This window comes from Burkholderia sp. Ax-1724 (genome assembly GCF_011752995.1).
Lineage (GTDB): Bacteria > Pseudomonadota > Gammaproteobacteria > Burkholderiales > Burkholderiaceae > Paraburkholderia.
Map to the genome: position 1 here is coordinate 67,563 of NZ_VWWL01000009.1, position 20,733 is coordinate 88,295.

Annotated in this window: 16 protein-coding genes and 2 pseudogenes; 9 read left to right on the forward strand and 9 right to left on the reverse strand. The window is 61.7% G+C overall.

Annotated elements, in window-relative coordinates; all coding sequences use genetic code 11:
• Positions 1-7: 7 nt before the first annotated feature.
• Together F3J19_RS12265 and F3J19_RS12270 are read right to left on the reverse strand one after the other, a co-directional pair.
• Positions 8-751 carry an ABC transporter ATP-binding protein gene (locus F3J19_RS12265; protein ID WP_167041427.1) on the reverse strand — a complete coding sequence of 248 codons (744 nt, stop codon included), beginning with the start codon at positions 749-751 and terminating at the stop codon, positions 8-10.
• The gene (locus tag F3J19_RS12270; protein ID WP_167041430.1) at positions 748-1,575 is read right to left on the reverse strand and encodes an ABC transporter permease subunit; all 828 of its coding nucleotides are present in this window, start codon (positions 1,573-1,575) and stop codon (positions 748-750) included. Before F3J19_RS12270 ends, F3J19_RS12265 begins: the two co-directional genes overlap by 4 nt.
• Before the next feature lie 388 nt (positions 1,576-1,963).
• Here F3J19_RS12270 and F3J19_RS12275 point away from each other — a divergent pair, with 388 nt between their 5' ends.
• Positions 1,964-3,025 carry an LLM class flavin-dependent oxidoreductase gene (locus F3J19_RS12275; protein ID WP_167041433.1) on the forward strand — a complete coding sequence of 354 codons (1,062 nt, stop codon included), beginning with the start codon at positions 1,964-1,966 and terminating at the stop codon, positions 3,023-3,025.
• A 104-nt stretch (positions 3,026-3,129) separates the two neighbouring features.
• On the opposite strand, the gene F3J19_RS12280 is transcribed toward F3J19_RS12275, so the two are convergent.
• Positions 3,130-4,617, reverse strand: a complete 1,488-nt coding sequence (locus F3J19_RS12280) for a membrane dipeptidase (RefSeq protein WP_167041436.1) — start codon at positions 4,615-4,617, stop codon at positions 3,130-3,132.
• 548 nt (positions 4,618-5,165) lie between these two features.
• A complete protein-coding gene (locus F3J19_RS12285; RefSeq protein WP_167041439.1) occupies positions 5,166-6,197 on the reverse strand; it encodes a LacI family DNA-binding transcriptional regulator in 1,032 nt (343 codons plus the stop codon).
• 61 nt (positions 6,198-6,258) lie between these two features.
• Here F3J19_RS12285 and F3J19_RS12290 point away from each other — a divergent pair, with 61 nt between their 5' ends.
• The 5 genes from F3J19_RS12290 to F3J19_RS12310 all read left to right on the forward strand — a co-directional run bounded on the left by F3J19_RS12290 (position 6,259) and on the right by F3J19_RS12310 (position 11,435).
• Positions 6,259-7,305: a Gfo/Idh/MocA family oxidoreductase gene (locus F3J19_RS12290; protein WP_167041442.1), complete on the forward strand. Its 1,047-nt coding sequence runs from the start codon at positions 6,259-6,261 to the stop codon at positions 7,303-7,305.
• Positions 7,302-8,399 (forward strand): Gfo/Idh/MocA family oxidoreductase, encoded by a 1,098-nt coding sequence (locus F3J19_RS12295; RefSeq protein WP_167041446.1) that lies wholly within the window; start codon positions 7,302-7,304, stop codon positions 8,397-8,399. The genes F3J19_RS12290 and F3J19_RS12295 overlap by 4 nt, the downstream gene beginning before the upstream one ends.
• A 139-nt stretch (positions 8,400-8,538) precedes the next feature.
• The gene (locus tag F3J19_RS12300; RefSeq protein WP_205192803.1) at positions 8,539-9,936 is read left to right on the forward strand and encodes an MFS transporter; all 1,398 of its coding nucleotides are present in this window, start codon (positions 8,539-8,541) and stop codon (positions 9,934-9,936) included.
• A gap of 75 nt (positions 9,937-10,011) precedes the next feature.
• Positions 10,012-10,194, forward strand: a complete 183-nt coding sequence (locus tag F3J19_RS12305; protein ID WP_167041449.1) for a hypothetical protein — start codon at positions 10,012-10,014, stop codon at positions 10,192-10,194.
• A 62-nt stretch (positions 10,195-10,256) separates the two neighbouring features.
• Positions 10,257-11,435, forward strand: a complete 1,179-nt coding sequence (locus F3J19_RS12310) for a porin (protein ID WP_167041452.1) — start codon at positions 10,257-10,259, stop codon at positions 11,433-11,435.
• A 182-nt stretch (positions 11,436-11,617) separates the two neighbouring features.
• On the opposite strand, the gene F3J19_RS12315 is transcribed toward F3J19_RS12310, so the two are convergent.
• Together F3J19_RS12315 and iaaH are read right to left on the reverse strand one after the other, a co-directional pair.
• Positions 11,618-12,406 carry a CDP-diacylglycerol diphosphatase gene (locus F3J19_RS12315; protein WP_167041455.1) on the reverse strand — a complete coding sequence of 263 codons (789 nt, stop codon included), beginning with the start codon at positions 12,404-12,406 and terminating at the stop codon, positions 11,618-11,620.
• Positions 12,407-12,540: 134 nt separating this feature from the next.
• Positions 12,541-14,059, reverse strand: a pseudogene (iaaH, locus tag F3J19_RS12320) (indoleacetamide hydrolase).
• A gap of 620 nt (positions 14,060-14,679) precedes the next feature.
• Here iaaH and F3J19_RS12325 point away from each other — a divergent pair.
• Positions 14,680-16,632 carry a hypothetical protein gene (locus F3J19_RS12325; protein WP_167041461.1) on the forward strand — a complete coding sequence of 651 codons (1,953 nt, stop codon included), beginning with the start codon at positions 14,680-14,682 and terminating at the stop codon, positions 16,630-16,632.
• Positions 16,633-16,846: 214 nt separating this feature from the next.
• Here F3J19_RS12325 and F3J19_RS12330 read toward each other — a convergent pair whose 3' ends face one another.
• On the reverse strand, positions 16,847-17,062 hold the full coding sequence (locus F3J19_RS12330) for a transcriptional regulator (protein WP_167041464.1): 216 nt from the start codon (positions 17,060-17,062) through the stop codon (positions 16,847-16,849).
• 436 nt (positions 17,063-17,498) lie between these two features.
• Positions 17,499-18,086 (reverse strand): annotated as a pseudogene (locus F3J19_RS33070) (NAD(P)H-dependent oxidoreductase); the annotation flags it as partial.
• Between the two features lie 447 nt (positions 18,087-18,533).
• On the opposite strand from F3J19_RS33070, the gene F3J19_RS12340 reads away from it, so the two are divergent.
• Together F3J19_RS12340 and F3J19_RS12345 are read left to right on the forward strand one after the other, a co-directional pair.
• Entirely contained in the window at positions 18,534-19,295 is a 762-nt protein-coding gene (locus tag F3J19_RS12340) for a J domain-containing protein (RefSeq protein ID WP_167041467.1), read from the forward strand.
• Positions 19,296-19,554: 259 nt separating this feature from the next.
• Positions 19,555-20,109, forward strand: coding sequence for an arsenate reductase ArsC (locus F3J19_RS12345; RefSeq protein ID WP_167041470.1), 555 nt, complete (start codon positions 19,555-19,557; stop codon positions 20,107-20,109).
• 21 nt (positions 20,110-20,130) lie between these two features.
• On the opposite strand, the gene F3J19_RS12350 is transcribed toward F3J19_RS12345, so the two are convergent.
• Entirely contained in the window at positions 20,131-20,457 is a 327-nt protein-coding gene (locus F3J19_RS12350; protein ID WP_167041474.1) for an H-NS family nucleoid-associated regulatory protein, read from the reverse strand.
• Positions 20,458-20,733 lie beyond the last annotated feature (276 nt).

Genomic DNA, 20,733 nt, shown 5'->3' on the forward strand with positions numbered 1-20,733 from the left:
GAGCGGTTCAGTGGGATTGAACGCCCAGTTCTTCGAGCAGCCTGAGCCGCAATGCTCGCGGCGTGTGATCCTGCGGGCGGAACGACGCGGCGATGCGCCCGGCACGCATGACGAGAGGCCGGTCCGCGAGCGTGAGTGCTTCGTCGACGTCATGAGTCACGATCAGCACGCCCGGTGCATGGCGCGCGACCAGTTCCTTGACGAGCCCGTGCATCTTGATGCGCGTGAGCGCGTCGAGTGCGGCAAACGGTTCGTCCAGCAACAGCAGCGCGGGGTCGCGCACGAGCGCGCGCGCCAGTGCGACACGCTGCGCCTGACCGCCGGAGAGATTGCGCGGCCAGTCGTCCTCGCGGCCCGCCAGTCCGACTTCGGCCAGCGCATGCGCCGCGCCTGTGCGGCCAATGCGGGACTCGTGGCCGAGCGCGACGTTTTCCCATAAGGTGGCCCACGGCAACAGGCGATGCTCCTGAAACACGACGGATGGCCGCTCGGGGGCGCGAATCAGTCCGGCATCGAGTCTGTCGAGACCCGCCAGCGCGCGCAGTAGCGTGGTCTTGCCGCAGCCGCTTTCGCCGAGCAGTGCGACGAATTCGCCTTGACGGATATCGAGGTCGAGCGCGTCGATGACGACGCGCGCGCCATACCGGCGCTGCAGGCCGCGCACCGATACGGCTGAAGGCTGCACGGCGGCTTCGCTTGCTCCGCCAGGTTCGTCCGTCGCGTGACGCGATAGTGCGAGGGTGGCGCTCATGGCTTGCCTCCGTTGGCGTAGTTCGCGTGCCACGAGAGGAAGCGCGCTTCGAGCGAACGAACGAGAGCGTCCGCGGCGACGCCGATAATCGCGTAAATCATGATGGTCAGAAGAATGACGTTGGTTTGCAGGAATTCGCGTGCGTCCATCGCGAGAAAGCCGATGCCTCGGGTCGTCGCGAGCGTTTCGGCGATCACGAGGGCGAGCCACGCATGCGCGAGCGCATAGCGAATGCCCGTGAGGATCGACGGCATCGAGCCGGGCAAAATGATCCGGCGCACAACCGCGGGCCAGTTCATGCCGATCACCTTGGCGAGTTCCATCAGTTTGGGATCGATCTGGCGAATGCCGAGCATCGTGTTCACATAGATGGGGAACAGCACGGCGAGCGCGACGAGAAAAATCTTCGCGACTTCGCCCACGCCGAACCATACGATAACGAGCGGCAGCATCGCGAGAAAGGGAATCGCGCGCACCATCTGGAGCGGACGGTCGACAAGTGCCTGCGCGAGCCGGGAAAAGCCGGACAGCACGCCGAGCGCGAGGCCGATCGTGCCGCCTGCCAGGAAGCCAGTCATGGCGCGCAGCAGCGAGACGCCGAGATGAACGAACAGGTCGCCGCTGCGGGCAAGATTCCACGCGGTCGCCGCGACGCTGCTCGGCGCCGGCAGCACCTGTGCCGCGATCCATCCCGCACGCGCGGCGACTTCCCAGAACACCACGATCAGTAGCGGGATAGCCCACGAGAGCCCGTGATAAAAGCGGTCCGCAGCCCGGGACCACGGGACAGGGCTGTGTGAAGAAGAGGTTGTGATATCAGCCATGCCGATTCCGTGATTGCGATGAATAGTGGCGTTGTGATGGAGCGCTTATTCTTGTCGAGCTCATTCCTCAGGACAAGCAAGCATTGCAGCTATGGATATGCGCCGATGCGATTGGCTTTGCCGGCGGAGTGCGTGCGATCGCAGAATGGATAGGCGTCGTGTCGCGTATTTTTCCGTTGTAGTGGCTTTCTTTCCGCGAAATGGTCGTTGCTCACGCTTTCGCGCCAATGCCGCGTTCGCTTGCGGTTCGAAAAAGCTATGCGTCGATTGACGAATAAGCTTTTGCGGTCATTCGGATCATTCCATATCGATAGAAAATAGATCGGCGAGTACGCGGACAAGATTAGGATGACTACCCCTTCAAACCGTCTTTCCGTGTCTCAAGTCAATGTCAGCTAAATTTCCACGCTTCGGTGTCTGGGCGCTCGTGCACGGCAGCCGCGCCGCGCTTCAGGACCCCGCGGAACCCTACGACGCTTCCTGGGCCAGAAACCGGGCCCTCGTGCTTGAAGCCGAGCGTCTCGGCTACGACTCCGTGCTCGTTGCGCAGCATACGGTCAATCCGCACGACCCGTCGCTCGATCAACTGGAAGCATGGACGGCTTGCGCCGCATTGGCGGCGCTCACCTCGCGCATCGAGATCATCGCGGCGATCAAGCCGTATCTCTATCATCCTGTCGTGCTTGCGAAGATGGCGCAGCAGATCGAGCACATCAGCGGCGGGCGTTTCGCGATCAATCTCGTGAATGCATGGAATCGCCCGGAACTGCAACGCGCCGGGATCGGTTTCGCGGAGCATGACGAACGCTACGCGTATGGCCGCGAATGGATTGCAGTGGTCGAGCGGCTTCTGCTCGGCGAGAGCGTGAACCATCGCGGCGACAATTTCCGCATCGACGACTACCGGCTGCTTCCGGCCGATCCGTATCGCGCCCGTCCGCTGATCTACGTCGGCGGCGAATCGGAACCGGCGCGCGAGCTGGTTGCGGCGCATGGCGATGTGTGGTTCATCAACGGCCAGCCGCACGACGACGTCGCGGGCCTGATCGCCGACGTGTCCGCGCGTGCGCGTCCGGCCGGGCACGCGCCGCTGCGCTTCGGTCTGTCGGCTTTTGTCATCGCGCGCGAGACACAGGCGCAGGCCGACGATCATCTGCAACATCTGTTCGCGCTGGCCGAACTCGACAAGCCATTGCGCGAGCGGCAGAAGGCCAACACGGATCCCCATACCGTGATGCATCAGACCTTTGCCCGCTCGGCGCGGGTCGGTTCGAACGGCGGCACGGCAGCGGGACTCGTCGGCGATTACGACACCGTCGCGCAGCGCGTTGCGGCGTTTCACCGGGCGGGCATCGAACTTTTCATGCTTCAGTTTCAGCCCTTCGAAGCGGACATGCGCGGTTTCGCGGAAGAGGTCGTGCCGCGCGTGCGCCGGCTGTTGTCCGCATAGGCGCCGAGCGGTTGGCTCGCGGGATTGTGGGCGCACGGCATTTCTTCGCGGGCCATGCCAGAAGATGTTATGGCGAGCCGATGGGCAAATGGCAAATGGGCAGGTCAGGCTAACGACGCCTCGAATACGCGCCGATAATTGCCGCCGAGCATCTGTTCGGTTTCCTGCTGCGAGAAGCCGGCCGCGAGCAGCGCTGCGCCCAGCGCCGGCAACTGCTCGTAGCTGCGAAATACGGGCGGTGAGATGAACCCGTACATGTCCGTGCCGAGACCCACGTGTTCGACGCCTGCGATGTCCGCCATGCGTCTGAACCCGTGCGCCATGGCATCGAGATCGTGAAATGTCCCCGAGCTGGGCCATACGCCGATCACACCGCCCGTTTGCGCCACGGCGCGTGCGTGATCCGCCGTGATCAGGCGGCTGCGCGGGCCAGGGTGTCCCGCGAGCGCCGTGTGCGAGAGCACCAGTGGCTTCGTCGTGACGGACGCCGCGCGCTTCACGAGATCATAGGTGCCGTGCGCGACATCCACGACGACTCCAAGCGTGTTGCAGCGGCGCACGACGTCGGCGCCGAAATCGCTCAGCCCGCCGTGAACCGGCGCTTCCGTCTGGATGTCGCCGAGCTCGTTGACACGGTAGTGCGTCAACTGAAGATGCCGTAATCGGTGCGATGCATAGGCCTCGTCGATGCGTTCGAGCCGGCCTTCGAGAAAGTCCGCGCCTTCGGCTGCGATGATGACGCGCGGCCCCTGTCTATTGGCCGCAGCGAGCATGTCCGCACCGGTGACGATTTCCAGTTGCTCGCGCTCCACCAGATTTCCCGCTCTTTCGAACTCGATCTGGCTGAGCCGATAAAGCTCGCCCGGCTCGGGTGTGCGCCAGGCTTCGAAGCGCTTGCGGTCGGCGGATACGCGCGTGACGACGGTATCCGTAACGATGGCGAGACAGATCACGTTCATGCCGCCCGCGCGCATCGGCGCGCTGACGGGCGTCAGTGGCCGACGCGCACCGATGGCGGGATTGCGCGAGACGATGACATGACCCGCGTGGCTATGCATGTCGATAGTCAGGATACCTGCGGAAGCTTGCCAGGGTGGGCGTTCGCTGTTGCTGGGGGGCGCTTCGTCGTGCGTATCGGTGTATTGCGCGAAACGTCCGGGCGCGCATGCCGCGAGACCCAGCGCGGCTCCCGAGGCGAGAAACGCCCGGCGGCGCAAGCCGGATGCGGGCAGGGATGAGCCGCCTGCATCCTGAACCCGTTCGGCGGATTCGAGTCGATAGCGCCAGCCGGCCGGATCGTCGACCAGCCGTATCAGACGTCCGCGCAAGTGGACGGCTCCGCCTTCGAGCGCGATGGGCTCACGCGTGATGACTTCAATGCAGTTGAAAGGATCGCGCGGCACGCACGCACCGCAACACGGCTCTTGTTCCGCAAGCAGGAAATAGTCGACTGATGACTGTGCGGGGTCGAGCGGAATCATCCATCCGCTGATCTCGACCGTGGCCGTGCGCGGGTCGTTTGGAGCATCGCTGCGGATGGTGGTCCAGACGCAGACGGGTTGCGAGAAATCGGAAGAGTGGTCGGTGCGCATGGTCGTCGTGAGCGAAACGGGCTACCGTTGTGTCCAGTCAGCGGCGATCATTATGTCCAACAGGGTGTGGACTTGTCAGCGTATTTCCAGGCCGTACCTTTCTGGCACAGGCACTGGACGAATCGCTCAAAGCGCTAGAGGACGACTTCGGCAAACGCGCCGCCGCGTGGGTGGCATTGCCGATGCAATACCCGGGCTGGTTGGGCGGCGAGGCGGGAAGGTGTCCGCTCCCGTCATAGGTGGGCATGGCACCCATGTTGTACGACGACTGACTATGTTCACCAAAATATGACAGTGACGCGACAATTATGTGCCAACCGGTCGTCGATGGTCTGGTAAACACTAATTTGGAGACGAGCCTGTTGTCGGATATCCTACGTATATTAGAACGTTCTAATTCGAATGTCGAAAACGAACCGTAGCGGCTCCTGGTAGATGAGCCGTTTGTTCGCCTCGCGAATTAGAACGTTATAAATTGACCGGACACTCGTTATCGGAATGAATACAGTGCGATCAGACGCCATTGCCGTCAGCCTCCAGCGGGGTGCTTACGCATGCGATTTTGGCGCGCGCGTGGAATTCCGCACGCCGAGCTGCACGGGCAAGCTGACATGCCGGACCTCCGATGCGGGATTTTCGATGCGCTGTAGCAGAAGCGTTGCCGCCTGGCGACCGATCTCGTCGAAGTCGATCGACAACGTGGTGAGCGAGGGCGTCCAGAGTTCGGCTTCGGGCAGGTCGTCGTTTCCCGTCACCGAAAAGTCGATGCCGGGTTCGAGCCCGCGGCGACGCAAGCCGAGCATGACGCCGAACGCAACGATATCGTTCGCGCATGCCGCCGCCGTTGGCGGAGTCTTCATATCGAGCACGCGATCCAGCAGGCTCATGCCCGATGCGCGTGTCAATTCCCCCTCGACTTCGAGAGAGGCATCGTGATGCAATCCCGCCGCGCGCAGTGCCTCCCGATAACCCGACAGCCGTTCATGGCCCACCCACGTGTGATGGGACCCGCCGAGCAGCGCGATGCGCTCGTGACCCAGCTCGATCAGATGTCGAACGGCGAGTGCCATACCGCGGCGGTGATCGTAGCCGACGTAGTCGAGGCCGCTGCCGGCCAGGTCGCGCGAGACGAGTACGCACGGAAACGGCGCGCTGCGCAATTGCTCCAGCAACCGCGTGACATCGGTCGTATGCGCCGGGCACAGGATCAGGCCATCGACGTTGTAGCCGCGCATTTTCTCGATGAAGCGTGCCTGCAGTTGCGGATCTTCGCGCACGTCGGTCAGCAGCACGGTCCGGTCGATTTTCTGCAGCGCGTGTTCGACCGAGGAGGTCAGCCCGGCAAAGTAGGGATTGGCGAGATCGTTGACCGACATCGCGATCACGCCGCTTTTACGCGAGCGCATGGCCGCCGCGCCGCGGTTATGAACGTAGCCCAATTCGGCCATCGTCGCGAGGACTCGCTTGCGGGTTTCCGGCGCGACAAGAGGACTTTCCCGCACGACCAGCGACACGGTCGAGACGGAGACGTTCGCTTGCGCCGCGATGTCGCGAATCGTAACGCTTGGTTTTTTTGTCATTAACGAATTGGAGGCGTGCTCCTCTGGAATACGCCTCACATCTTAAACAGGAAAGAGAGCAATGAACATACGAAAAGAAACAATCCGCTTTGCCGCGATCGGTCTCAATCATAACCATATCTACGGTCAAACCAGGCTCGTACTCGACGCCGGCGCCGAACTCGTGAGCGTCTATGCGGAAGAAGACGATCTCGTCGAGGAATACATCAAGGCATTCCCGCAAGTGAAACGGGTTGCCGACAAACGCGAGATTCTCGAAGACCCGACCATTCAGCTGGTCGTGAGCGCCACCATCCCGGATGTTCGCGCGGATATGGCTATCGAGATCATGCGTCACGGCAAGGACGTGATGGTCGATAAGCCCGGTGTCATCACGCTCGAACAACTGGATCGCGTCAAAGCCGCGCAAGCGGAAACCGGACGTATCTTCTCCGTCTGCTACTCCGAGCGTTTCGAGAGCAAGGCAACGCAGAAAGCCTGCGAACTCGTGGCCGCCGGCGCGATCGGCAAGGTCATTCAAACCGTCGGCCTCGGCCCGCACCGCCTGAGCGGCAATCGCGAAGCAGCAAGCAAGCCGCGTCCGGACTGGTTTTTCCAGCGTCAGCGTTATGGCGGCATTCTCTGTGACATTGCCGCTCACCAGTGTGACCAGTTCCTGTATTTCACCGGCTCCACCGAAGCGGAAATCGTCGCTTCGCATATCGGCAACATCGCGAATCCGGCTACGCCCGAACTCGAAGATTTCGGCGAACTGATGGTTCGCGGCAATGGCGGCACGGGTTACGTTCGCGTGGACTGGTTCACGCCGGAAGGGCTGGGCGTGTGGGGCGACGGCCGTCTGACGGTGCTCGGCACGGAAGGTTATATCGAAGTGCGCAAGTACATCGACATCGCGGGCCGTCCTGGCCGCGATCACCTGTTCCTCGTCGACAAACGGGGCACCCAGCATATCGACTGCTCGCAGGAGCAACTGACGTATGGCTCGCGTCTTATCGACGACGTGCTGAACCGCACGGAAACCGCCATGAGTCAGAAACACTGTTTCCTCGCAACAGAATTGGCCCTGAAGGCCGAAGCGATGGCCGTTCGAATTGGAGCAAAAGCATGAGCAAGAAACTGAGAGTGGCGGTAGTGGGACTGGGCATCGGCAAGGCGCATCTGCAAGGTTATGCCGAAGTCCCCGAGTTGTTCGACGTCGTGGCTGTCTGCGATCTCGATGAAGCCAAAGCGCGCGAGGCTGCTGCAAAATTCGGCGTGCCGCACGTCACGACCGACTTCGCATCGCTGCTGAGCGGCGACAAGGTCGACATCATCGACATCTGCACGCCGCCGCATATCCATCGCGAACTGATCGAACAGACGCTCGCGGCTGGACTGCATGCGATTTGCGAAAAACCGCTGGTCGGCTCGCTGGCCGATGCGGATGCCATCGCCGCCGCGCAAGCGCAGGCCAAGGGCGTACTGTTTCCGATCTTCCAATATCGCTTCGGTCACGGCTTGCAGAAGCTGAAGCATTTGCAGGCGAAAGGGTTTGCCCACACACCTTTTCTGACGACCGTCGAAACCTCATGGCGCCGGGACGCGGACTATTACGCGGTCGAATGGCGCGGTAAATGGGCCACCGAGTTGGGCGGCTGCTGCCTGACGCACGCCATTCACGCGCACGACATCCTGACCTATGTGAACGGGCCGATCAAAAGCCTCTATGCGAATCTCGCGACGCGCGTGAACAAGGTCGAAGCCGAGGACTGCGCGGCGATTTCCGTGCGCATGAAGAACGGTTCGGTCGCGACTCTTGCCGTCACGCTCGGTGCTGCCGAGGAACTCTCGCGAATTCGCTTCATGTTCTCCGACCTGACCGTCGAAAGCCGCAGCACGCATCCTTATCGTCCCGGCGACGATCCGTGGCATTTCAAGGGCAAGAGCGCCGAGATCGGTGCAGCCATCGAGGCCGCGTTGCAAGATTTCGTACCGCGGCATAGCTCGTTCGCGGGCCAGTTCGAGCTGATTTACGACACGCTCGTCAATGGGGCGGAGACGCCGGTTACGTTGAGCGACGCACGCCAGTCGCTCGAGCTGATTACGGCGATCTATCACTCGGCGGAAACCGGCAACGCCATTCAACTGCCGATCGCTGCGGATCATCCGAGGTACAGCGATTGGGTTCCCGCATCGCGTCGCTTCGGCTTCGGTAACGAATAACGCGCTTGGCCGGGACTTCCGCAAGGAAGGTCCCGGTCGGGTTTTCCATTGATTCGCAATCACCCCGGCGTCTCCTTGAGAGCCTTTCGATTTCATGAAGCCAGCAACAAATATCAGGATTACTGATCTGCAGGGTTGATTGTTTACGGGTGAATTCAATCGAGCGTGGGAGTACGGGCCAGGCCCTGGAGGAGACATGTCTATTTCTGAAGAAAGCGCCTTGCGCAGTGATGGGCAGGAAAGCAATCCTGCCCATGTGAAGGGCAAAATAAAGATTGGCAACGTGCGCTGGGCAATTTCCCTGCTCTGGCTGATCGGGGTCACGCTCAACTACGTGAGCCGCAATTCGCTGGGCGTATTGGCGTCCGAATTGCAGACGCACATGCACATCACGACCAAGGAATACTCGTGGGTCGTGGCCGCGTTTCAGGTGGGCTACACGGTGTTTCAGCCGATCTGCGGCTGGCTGGTCGATGCCATCGGGCTGAAAGTCGGCGTGGCGCTGTTCGCTTTCATCTGGTCGATGGCGTGCTTGCTGCACGCGGGCGCATCGAACTGGATGAGCCTCGCCTTCTTGCGTTTTTTCATGGGCGCGACCGAAGCGGTGGCATTGCCCGCACAGCCGAAAATCGTCGGCGAGTGGTTTCCGAAGAGGCGCCGCGGCGTCGCTTTGGGATGGGTCAGTATGGGCTTCTCGGTCGGCGCGCTGCTGGCCGCTCCGGTTATCGGCGGGATCGGCGTGCTCTGGGGCTGGCGTGCGGCGTTCGCGGTTCCCGGCGTCGTCGGGATCGTCTGGGCCCTGGCATGGTGGCGGCTGTATAGCCCGCCGGCCAAGAGCAAGCTGATTTCCCCGGCCGAACTCGAATACATCGTATCGGACCAGGATCCGATTACCTCGTATCAACGGCGTTCGCTGTGGAGTGCATTCAAGGAAACCGTCAAGCAGCGGAAATTCTATGGCATTGCAATTCCCGCGGGCCTCTCGGAACCGGGCTGGCAGTTCCTGATTTTCTGGGTCCCGCTCTATTTCGCCAACGAGCGCGGCATGCCGCTGAAGCAGATTGCCATGTTTACCTGGCTGCCGTTCCTGATGTCGGATCTGGGCAGTATCAGCACCGGCTATCTGAAAGCGTTTTTCAAAGACCGATTCGATCTGACGGTCGTCAATAGCTGTGTCGCGACCGCGCTCATCGGGGCGCTGCTGATGATCCCGATGATGGCCGTACCTTATGTAAGCAGTGCGACGGCGGCGATTGCCCTGATTTCCATTAGCGGGATGGGGCACATGATCAAGTCCCTGATGTTCACGAATCTGGTGATCGAGGAATTCGAGCCGAACAAGGTTGCCACGGTCAACGGGTTTAGAGGCAGCGTCGCGTGGATCGGCGGCACGATTTTCTCGCTGGTGATGGGCGCGATTGTCGGCGTCAGCGGCTACAAACCCATTCTGATCTTCCTGGGGCTGATCGATCTGGCGGCCGTCGCGATCATGTATTGGTTCTTGAACGATCGGACGCCGGCGGCGAAGCGGGCCTGAATTTCCGGTAACGCTTATCGCAATCCAGGCGCGGACGGCTTATTGCCGCCCGCTCCCGTGACGGCCAACGGGCCCGTGTTCATGAACGTGCCCCGGCTACGACCCGATGGACGCGGCGGGCAGATCGCCGGCGGCGCCCATTCCGTGTTGTCGATCAAGCCGGCGACCAACGCGAAGATGTATGCGCGCATCGTCGGCGCGATGGGCATCCATTGCGGCGACATCGTGGATGGCGGCGTGGCAGTCGAAAATCTATAAGTAACCCTAACAACAAACCTTGCCTTACTCGCAATTCAAATTTCTTTTGGGGACCCTTTACCATGAAAACGATCAAGCGCACGCGCGCTCTGGTTTTGAACTGTCTGCCGCTGGCGGGCGCCTTTCTGTCGGCCGGCGCCCTGGCACAAAGCAGCGTCACGTTGTACGGCACGATCGATAACGCATTGGCCTACTCCAGCAACCAGCACGGCAAGGCGAATTTTTACATGGGCCAGGGCGAACTGGGGGCCAGTAAGTTCGGCTTGATGGGGGCGGAGGATATTGGCGGCGGCACCAAAACGGTATTTCGCCTGGAGAGCGGCTTCAACTCTGCGACCGGGGCGCAGAGCAGTGCGGGATATATCTTCAACCGCCAGGCCTATGTCGGTTTGAGCAATGACCGGTACGGCACGCTGACGCTCGGTCGCCAATACACGCCTTACTTCACGCTGGTCGGTGCACTCGGCCCGACGAACGTGCTGACAGGTGCAACGGGCGCGCACCCTGGCGATCTGGATGCGCTCGATACCACGCTGCGCCTGAACAATTCGATTAACTACGCTTCGCCGAATATCGCCGGACTGACGTTCGGCGCGCAGTACGGGCTAGGCGGTACGCCGGGCAGCGTGACCAACGGCAGCCATTTCAGCGCGGCGTTGCGCTACGACTATCAGGCACTGTCGGCGGCCGTGGGTTACGTCAATCTCAGGAACATCGCGACGAGCCAGGCGCTCGGCAGCTTCGCGAATAGCTCGCCGGTCAACAACGGCTATGCGACCGCCAACACGACGCAGATGGTGGCCGCCGCGGCGCGCTATAGCCTCAACAATCTGGTGCTCGGTCTGAATTACTCGAACGTGCGCTACACGCCGAACGCACATTCGTTGTTCGTGAACGAGGCCGTATTCAACACCTATGGCACGATTGCGACCTATCAGATTACGCCGGCCCTGTTTGCGGCCATCGGCTACAGCTATACGCGCGCCAGCAAGGCCAACGGTATCGAAGACCCGGCTCAATACCATCAGATTTCGCTGGAGCAAACCTACAATCTGTCGAAGCGGACCACGCTCTACGCGCTCGAGGCCTATCAGCATGCGCACGGCAAGTCGCTGATCGCGTCGGGTTCGGGCGTAACGATCGCGGATACGGTGGCGGTGGTGGGCGATTCGCAGAGCAGTACGCCGTCGTCCGGGCCTTCGCAGTTCGTCGGCATGGTCGGGATTCGCCACGCGTTCTGATCGGAGGGGGCCGCGCATGCATCGCTCCTGTGATCGGAGCGCTGCAGCGCGGGGGCTGTTTCGGCGTTGATGGTTGAGGGGAGCCGCCGGTAATCTCAGGCGTCAACTGCGCGGCGCGCCCCGAACTAGTTTATCGAGCCATGCATCCACGCCATCGTGAATAGCGCGTGTGCGGCCAACGCTCAATGATCCTGGGCGACGCGGCACGCATGGTCGAGCAGCCCTTCGGCCGTGCCGCTGCCATTGTCGACGTCGATGCCGCTATTGACGATCAGCCAGCCATCGGTCGCGGCGGAGGCTCCCGCGCCCGTCACGAGAATGGTTTGCCTCGCCATGGTCGCGGGCTCGGGGTTGTCGCGCGCGACGATCCGGAACGGGTTGTCGGCGCCCGTCAGCGACATGACGCGCATGATCCGGTAGCGTTTGCCGTCGAGCGTGTCCCATTTCCATTGGCCGGGCGTATCGTGTGCGTGGTTCGCGAGTGCGACGCCGGCTTCCCGCTGCATGCAGTCGATATGGATATGCAACTGGTTTTGCGAGCGGCGATATTCGGAGTTGATTTCGAGGCCCAGCCGATCGTCCGGTAGTGTGCGCTTGACCGCTTCCTGCACGTAGTGGCGCGAGTCCCACGCGTCGCTCCAATAGTCCTTCGCATCGGGCGCGAGCACGAGCGGACTTTCGATTCCCGTAATGCGGTCCGTCGGCATCAGCAGGTACTGCGAGCGTCCGAGAATATCCTTCAGGACGACATAGCGCTTGTCGAGATCGACGAGCGTGCATTGGCCCGGCGTGCCGGTTGCCTGCTGCGACGGCACGCAGCGTATGTCGACGATTTTCCATAGCGCGTTGGAATCGACCGTTGCGAGGCGTGCGCATGAAGTCGTGGCGAGGGCGGCTGCCAGTGCCGCGGTCAGGAGCGAGAGGCGATGCAAAAGGCCGCGTTGCGGATGAGCGGTGGCGGGTGTCGTCATTGTTGTTTAACGGAGTGTTTTCAAAAGCCTGTCAAAGGCGCGGGTATCAAGGATGATATAGAGGGATAACTTCAAGGGATAATATCAAGGGATAACAGCGGCGGATGACATCGCCGCAGTCGGCCGCGAGGTCGTCAAAGCACAGGCGCGGGCAACGCGCCGAGAATGCGTTCGAACACGATGCCGATTGCGAGCAAGCGTCTATCGCTGCCGAGCGGGCCGTCGAGTTCGAGACCGACCGGCAAGCCGTTCGCGCTGATGCCGGCCGGCAGCGAGAGCCCGGGAATGCCCGACGTGCTGGCCGGATCGGTATTGCGCAGGAAGGCTTCCATCGTATCGATCGGCGGGCCGCCGTCGATCGATACCGTCGACGAGCCTTGCAGATCGTCGATCGGCACCGCGGTCAACCGCGTAGTGGGAAACAGCAGCGCGTCGAGTTGCGCGTGCGCGAAAGCGGCGGCCATATAGCGTTGAAAACGCGGACGCCAATAATTGAGCGCCGCCGGATAGTGCGAGCCGAGTGCGTCGGCGAGTACTTCGTCGTAGATCGCGCGGACGTCGGGGCTTGCGATGCGCGCGGCTATTCCGGCAACCGTTTGCACTGGCGCATGGTTTGCGACGAGCCACGCGAGCACGTCGTCGCGCGCTTCGTGAATCGCGATCGGTCCGCCGACCATGCCGTTCAGATGTTCGAGTTCGCTCAGCGCGAGCGGCACGAACATAACGCCAGCCGCTTCGAGCTTGCGCAACGCGGCCCGCGCGACGCCCTCGACCTGCGCTTCGAGTCCGTCCCACAACGGTTCGGGCAGGCCGATGCGAAGCTGGTCGGGCGCGAGCGTGGGCAGCGTGCCGTCGCCGCTGATTACGCCGTCGAGCAGTGCGAGATCGGCCACGCTGCGTGCCATCGGTCCGACCGTGTCGCGCGTATGGCTGATCGGCACGACCGCGTCTGGATCGTGATAGCGCCGCTCGGCGCCGCCATTGCCGACCGATGGACGCAATCCCGCAGTGCCCGTCAGCGCGGCGGGAATGCGCGTCGAGCCGCCGGTGTCGGTGCCGAGTCCGGCAGGCACGATGCGCGCCGCAATGGCGACGGCCGTGCCGCCCGACGAACCGCCCGGCATCAGCGAGGGATCATAGGGATTGCGTACCGGCCCCGCATGCGCGGCGAAGTTCGTGCTCGTAATGCCGAATGCGAGTTCGTGCATATTGGCCTTGCCGAGCACGATTGCGCCCGCATCGAGAAGGCGTTGCAGCGAAGGCGCGTTCGTCGCCGGCACGAAGCCCGCGAGCGCGGGTGTGCCCGCCGAGGTCTGCAAGCCCGCCGTGTTGATATTGTCCTTGACGACGATCGGCAGGCCGGCCAGCGGCAGACGTGCACGCGCTTGCGCGGACAAGGCGTCGATATGCCGCGCGGCCGCAAGCGCACCGTCGAGATCTAGCGTGGTGAGCGCGTTCAGATGCGCGAGCGCGGCGGCGCGCGCGAGCAGCGTGGCGACGTAGTCGGCGGCTTTGAGGCGGCCCGACTGCAGCGCCTCGACCGCCTGTGTCGCGGTCAGCGCGAGTTGTGCGTCGACGGTCCATGTCATGAGCGGCGGCTCCGTATCGATGCTCGCAACCTGCTCCGGAATGGGCGTGCTGTCCGGCAAACACGAAATCCGGAGAGAGGGGGCGGGAGTTTCTGCGGCATCCGTCGAAGTAGCGGACAGGTTACGCGTGCGGAAAGCGAACGCAGGGGTTGAGCTATTCTGGCACAACCGCCTGAAAGAGGATGCCGGGCAATGCAACGGCGGCGCAGAGGTAACGGGCATCAACGCCGGCGCGCCAGAATTCTATCCACGGCCGCCTTGCCCGATTTGGGGCTGGCGTAAGGGGTGTCTGTGCTTGCCGTGCCGGCCAGGAATCGCGTCCACCCGCGCAGCGGGTTAAGGCGAGCGGCATGCGATTTGTCGCCGAATTGCCTGCCTTGGCAACAGCCCGTTCGTTTTTCTGAAACATGCTTCGCATCAAAAGAATTTCCCAAACGAAGTTCGACCGATCATTTCCGGTGATACTCCGTCCGGCATAAGGCCTGCTGAATGTGCCATGCCCAGGCGTCAAAGTGGGGTGGGTAACTACTTTGGAAGCCGGTGCGAGATGCATGCGAGTCAACCATTTGGACTCGCTCCTGCATGACTGTACACACGGTGGCGTTCAGGTTAGAAAATGTGTTCGCTGGCAATCTGCGATGAATTGATAGCAAGCGAATTTCTGTCAAGATCGCAGGGGACAACATGCTAGGCATCGACAAGGTATCGTCTTTATTGACGACCGTTTTTTCTCCTGAAGCCCCGTCCGCAGACGTTCTCACTGCACCGTCAGGATCATCTCCGCCGACCCGCCAGCCTATCTCCGGTGCGCTGGGAGGACTCCCCGAACTGGATAACCGTCTCAAGGTCGCACGGTACCTTCTATCGTCGGGGATCGTGCCCGCGGAGCAGGTACGCACCAGGCTGATCCCCGCGATCAAGTCACAGCAGGCTGTAGTGCGTGTCAAGGACCAGCCGCCGTCGATCAGGCCGACATCGGAAACAGGCGAAACCGCCCGCGAGCAAGTGCTTGAGAAGGAGCGTGCATCGAGCGAACCAGCTCCTGCCGAAAGCCCGTTTTCGCTTGCGGCCCGGAGCCGCAATCTCAAGACCTTGCTTGCCGCCAGGCACTATGACGAGCCGCTATCTTTCGATTTCAGCAAGATGCGGGAGGCATTCTGGCTGGGTTCGAGCGAGAGCGTAATGAAAACGACTGCTCCCGCCGTGGCTCAGACCGTCAGCGATGTCACCACCGCGCTTGCCTGGTATGTCACTAGCAAGACGACGGGCATGATTGCCGGCGCAAAGCCGCAGGCGGCTGGAGATTCGGTCGAAAAAGTGCCTGACGGGCTGAGCGCCCGCAACATCGTGGTTTCGCTCGCCAGGAACACGTTGAGCAATTTCGCCTATGAAGGAACCTGGGCTGCAGTGCACAACGGGATCGAACAGTTGCGCGCATCGCAGCGTCCCCGCACGGAACTCGATCCCTACCAATCGAAAATCCGGGTGCACACTAAATTGATGGATGAGTCCCGAGATTACATGGCTCAAGCGCTTGATCCCCTGACCCAAGGGAAAATCAACGATATCGATAGCCAAATTGTCCAATGCCTGCAAAATCCAGCCAATGGTATGAAAGGACTGGCGCAAGCCGAGCTGTTGATGGCAAGGCGAGAAGTGCTGGTGGGCTCGCGGATGGTGACAAGGCACGGGAATGAGTGGCTAAAGAGTTCCAGGGTGCGGAAAGAGCTGGATGAGCTGGCCGACTTTTTCCCGGACTCCACGGCCGACGAACTGAAAACCGTTTTCTTCGACAAGTTGGGCATCGAAAGCCGGCCCGCCGTTTTTTTGACCGGGAGAGGCGGGGTTGGAAAAACGCAGTTCGTCAAAAATTTTGCCGCCGTGGTGAAGCGTCCTATTGTGGAGACCACGCTAGAAGAACTGCTGAGCCCGAAATTCTGGGGGCCACCTGGCGATTGGTCCTTAGGCACCCTGAATGCGCCACTGCCCGAAGTCGCCGGCATACTGCACGCGAAGAAGATGGAGTTTGGCCGCAACGACGTTATCGTCCTCGTCAACGAAGCAGATTTCGGCGACGACGAGCACTCGGCCAAAGTGGCGGATATCAAACGAATTATGGATTCCGACAACTTCAAGCAATACACGAACGGCGGTGCCCGGCACGATATTGACGCGATCTTCATTTTCACAAGCAACGTACGCAACAATTCGATCGAAGCGTTGTGCCGGCGCATCCCCGAAGTCACGATGAAATCTGGAGAGCGGCAGCGTTTGAACTGGGCTGAAAAGGTATTGGCTCAGGAGTTGACGGATCTGAGGAACAACCATTCAGAGAGATTCGTCCACGCTGTGGAGGCGCAAGTGCGTCGCAATATGGATTTCATTCGCGAGGTCGGCAACGCTACGGAGTGCGGCATTGCCATTACGGGCACGGTTGTCAGGACCAGTGTCAGAAACTCCGTCAGAGATCGGGAGGGTGGAGGTACGGTCACAGACAAACGGGCCCGTACCGCTATCCTGAGCGTATTTAGGTCCAACCTGGGTAGTGGCGCATACGAGGTGTTGGACGCACTGGCTTCGAATGGGGATGGGGTGCAAACCAATCAACCCGCGCGATCACGCAGCTTGTCGTTTTAGTAGCGAACGGACACCGAACGCGGTGATTGTGGCGCAGGCCGACAAGATGGCTCGCATAATCTGTGCTATCGCATTCGAGCATTGCAACGGGAAGCATCGCCATAGCGCGCGGAAATACCGCTCGCCTTGCGAGTTCCGGCGCTCGATGGATTCGGCAACCGTGGTGCGAAGCTGTGTCCGGAATGACCGGGTCAACTCCAGTGGCTTGCCGACGTTACTGACGATTGTCGATCCACATGCGCCCCCAGTCGGACGCATAGGCGAGCGCATGCTCTTCGTCGAAGAAGTAATCGAGCGCATCGAACGAATACGCTTTGCGACGCGTCGCGCTGGATTCCTCTATGGTCAGATTGGCGGCGAATAATCCATTCGGTAGCAGTTGCGTAGCCGCTTCGACTTCGTAGCCCTTATAGCGGATGTGTGAGTTCATGATCTTGTCGGTATTGCCCCGTGCGTTGTATCGAAACCAGTGCGCGCGACGCCGCTCCATCGTGCGAGAAGCTCGCGAAGCGGCGCACAGACCCTAAGATAGGGCCGCACTGTGCAGCGGGTGAACCAATCTTTCGTCGTAAGCAAATCAGCGAGGCACCGGAGCGATAGTCAGGAGCCCGGATCGGATCAAAGGCGCTGTGTCCGGTAACACTATCGGCAGCACGCCCGAGGTGTCTGTTATGTGGCGCACGGTTTGCGCGCGGCGCGTCGCCGCGCGCCGCCGAGGCGGCGCCACGGAGCGCGAAAGCAGGCGGATCAGACTGCTGCAGGATACGCGCGGAGCGGGTGTCGGCCGCGGCGGCAAGGGGCTTGCCGGCTGTCTGGCTGGATGGAGCGCCCGATGATGCGCCCACGGCACCCGAGGCGCCCGAAGTACGGTGTGCATTGAACGCGAGCGCGAATTGCGCGGCCTGCTGGCCGACTGTCGCGAGTTGTTCGACGACCTTCGGGTCGGAACAGCTATCGGCGGTATCGAAGCGCGTTTCGAGCGTGTTGATGCCGGCGCCGAACGGCGTCGGCCAGCCGCGCAGCGCGTGCACGATCGAGCGCAGCGAACTCAGCACCGAGCCCGCCGCCTGCCAGCCATAGGCCGTGACGATGCAGCCGACCGCGCGGCCGTCGAGATAGGGACGCGCGTCGGCGCGCAGTTCCTCGAGCGTGTCGAGCGCGTTCTTGACGAGGCCCGACACGCCGCCGTGATAGCCGGGCGTCGCGACGATCAGCGCGTCCGCGCGGCGCACGGCCTCGATCAGTTCGAGCTGTTCCGCGGTGCGTTCGGGCTGTTCCGGCGCGTAATGCGGCAGGCTATGCAGGAAGGCGCCGCCGAACAGCCGGGTGTCGGCGCCGGCGGCTTCGGCGCCGCGCAGCGCAAAGGCGAGCGCGCGCTCGGTCGACGAGGCCGCGCGTGTCGTGCCGCCAATGCCGACGATAAGCGGCCGGCGGGAATGATCGAATCTGCTCAACGAAATGCTCCTTCGGTAGCGGCGGATGGCGCGGTTCATGATGCGGTTCAGGCGGACTGCGCGAGAGCCGGCCGGCGAACCGGACTTTGAAGTGTGATCTTAATGACGCCGAGCCGCGCCGCTAAGCGACTTTTTGTTCTAACGATATAACCGCGCGATGGCCGGCGCGCTGCAATGCACGTGAAGGCGCGGCCGATAAGCATATGGCGAACCATTGGTTGGGCCCGCACCGCATGGCGCTTATGATGGATTCGTCTCCTCCATGGCATCTCCTTCGACATGGGACTCGGCCTCGCTACATCGGTGGCGAGGCCTTTTTTTGCGGGTTTTTCGCGATTTTTGCCGCTGTTCCCGCGCGCCCGGTCGCGGGGCGCAGCCGCTTCACGGTGACGCCGTTTTTCGCATGCTACGATGGCCCGGTCAATGACCGGCGAGATCGAGCAAAGCATGGCAACCCTGTACGACACGCTCGGCGTGCATGCGCACGCCAGCGACGAAGAAATCAAGCGGGCCTACCGGAAAGCCGCGATGAAGTGGCATCCCGACCGCAATCATGGCGCCGAAGACACGGCGCGCGCCGCGTTCCAGGAGATCAAGGACGCGTACGCGATTCTTTCCGACGCCGAACAGCGCAAGGTCTACGACGCCGTTTACGCCGAGCAGATGCGCGCGTTCGAAGCGCAGCTTGCGCGCCGTCAACGCGCCCAGGCGAAGCGCGAAGCGGCGGCGCGCGCGGCCGACGAAGCGGCGTACGCAGAGATGGTGTCGCTCGCGATGCGCTTCGCCGACGAAGGGCACAATCGCGACGTGCTGTTCGGCGTGTTGCTCGGCCGTCAATGCGAGCCGCAGCGTGCCGCGCAGATTGCGGACAGCGTGGCTGCGTTGCAGACGGCGCGCAGAGAGGAAGCGCAAGCCGCGCAAAAAACGAAAGATGCGAAGAAGCAGGCGAAAGCGGCCTCGCAGAGCGCGCGCACGAAGGCCGAAGCTGGCGCAGACGATTCACCTGAAGCCACGGCGGAGACCGGCACAGCGCAGACGAATCAGGCCACCGGTCACGACGCGCATCGATCCGGCGGCGCAGATCACGCAGGCGACACGCAGCATGATGCGAGACAGGATGTGAAGCACGACGAACTCGCGAGCGGGATACACCCAGCCAGCACGCTCAGCAATCTCTGGTTGCAGTTTCTGCACGGCCTGCGCTTCTGAACGACGCATCGCGCCGGTGCGGTACGATGGCGCGAGTGCCGCGTGATTCATCGAATATTGACAGGATAATGTAAGACGTATCGCTCACTGGTACACTGCGCAATGTTTGGCAGTGCGTTGTGCTCAGTGCCCGTGAATCGATGCCAGTACGAATTCCCGTGGCGCAAAAAGTGGAGACGCCGTCGTGTCACGGGGGCGCAAGACAGGGGCGGCAAAATGCCGCTCAGGGGCCAATAGAAAACATGGGTACGGGATCGGCGTGACCAGAAAATATAAGGTGCTGTTTCTTTGTCGGGACAATTCGATTCGCGGCATCATTGCCGAAGCTATACTGCGAGAACTGGCGGGACACCGGTTCGAAGCATTCAGCGCGGGCCCCGAGCCGGCTGCGCGAATTCATCCGCTGGCGCTGGCGCAATTGCGGCCCGGCATTTCCGGGCGCGCGATGCTGAGTCCGAAAAGCTGGCTCGAATTCACTGGAGAATGGGCGCCGCGCATGGATGTCGTGATCGCGCTCGACGCTTCGGTCAGCGGACTTCATGCGCCGGTATTTCCCGGCGAGCCGTTATTTCTCGACTGGGCGATCGCCGATCCGCTCGCGGGCGGCAACGTATCCGATGACGAGCAGGCGCGTCTTTTCGACAAGACGTTCTGGCAGATCGTGCGGCAGGTGAGCGCTTTTATCGAATTGCCGCAATATGCGCAGCATGCCGCGAATGTTGCGCACGATGCAAATGGAACGAGTGGCGGCACAAAAACGGTGCGCGGCGCGGCGGCGCATTTCGAAGCCGGCGCAATTTCAATCGTGCCCTGAGGCAAGCAGGGCGGCCAGGCTTCAACGGCCTTGCTGGCGCGCGAGCGGCGTTCCGGCAAACGGATCTTTCGACCAGTCCACCTGTTTTTTCGGCTGGGGCGTGGGCACCGGCTTTGGCGACAATTCGAAGTGTTCGATACTTTGCCCGGCACTAATGGCCTGCTTGAGCCATTGCGGCATTTCGCCGTTGCCGTCCCAACTGTCTCCGGTCGCATTGCGATAGCGCTCGGCCTGTTTCGCCATCGACTCGGAGGCGAGTGCGGCGGCGAGGTCTTCCGGTTTGATGCCAAACTCGTCCATACGATGGCGGAGATACGCAATCATGCTATCTCGCTTCCTTTCGTCCATAAGATATTCGTCCTTCTAAAACGTCCGGCATTCTGTCGGTACAGATAGCAGGCAATAGCTGCGAAGCATCGAGCCCAATGAAGAGGGCCGGCCCGCGGTGGGGTTGTTGATTGAAGGGAATGCCACGAGCCGCGTTAAAAAACGTTGCTCCCTGAATTGCAATACGACGGCCTATGCCGAAGACGGTCGCGTGAAAAATCGACCGTCAAACCCGGTGTTTCGATCAGAAAATATTTCAGCATGTCGCAGCGCGGCAAACGGGGCCGGTAGGCCCGG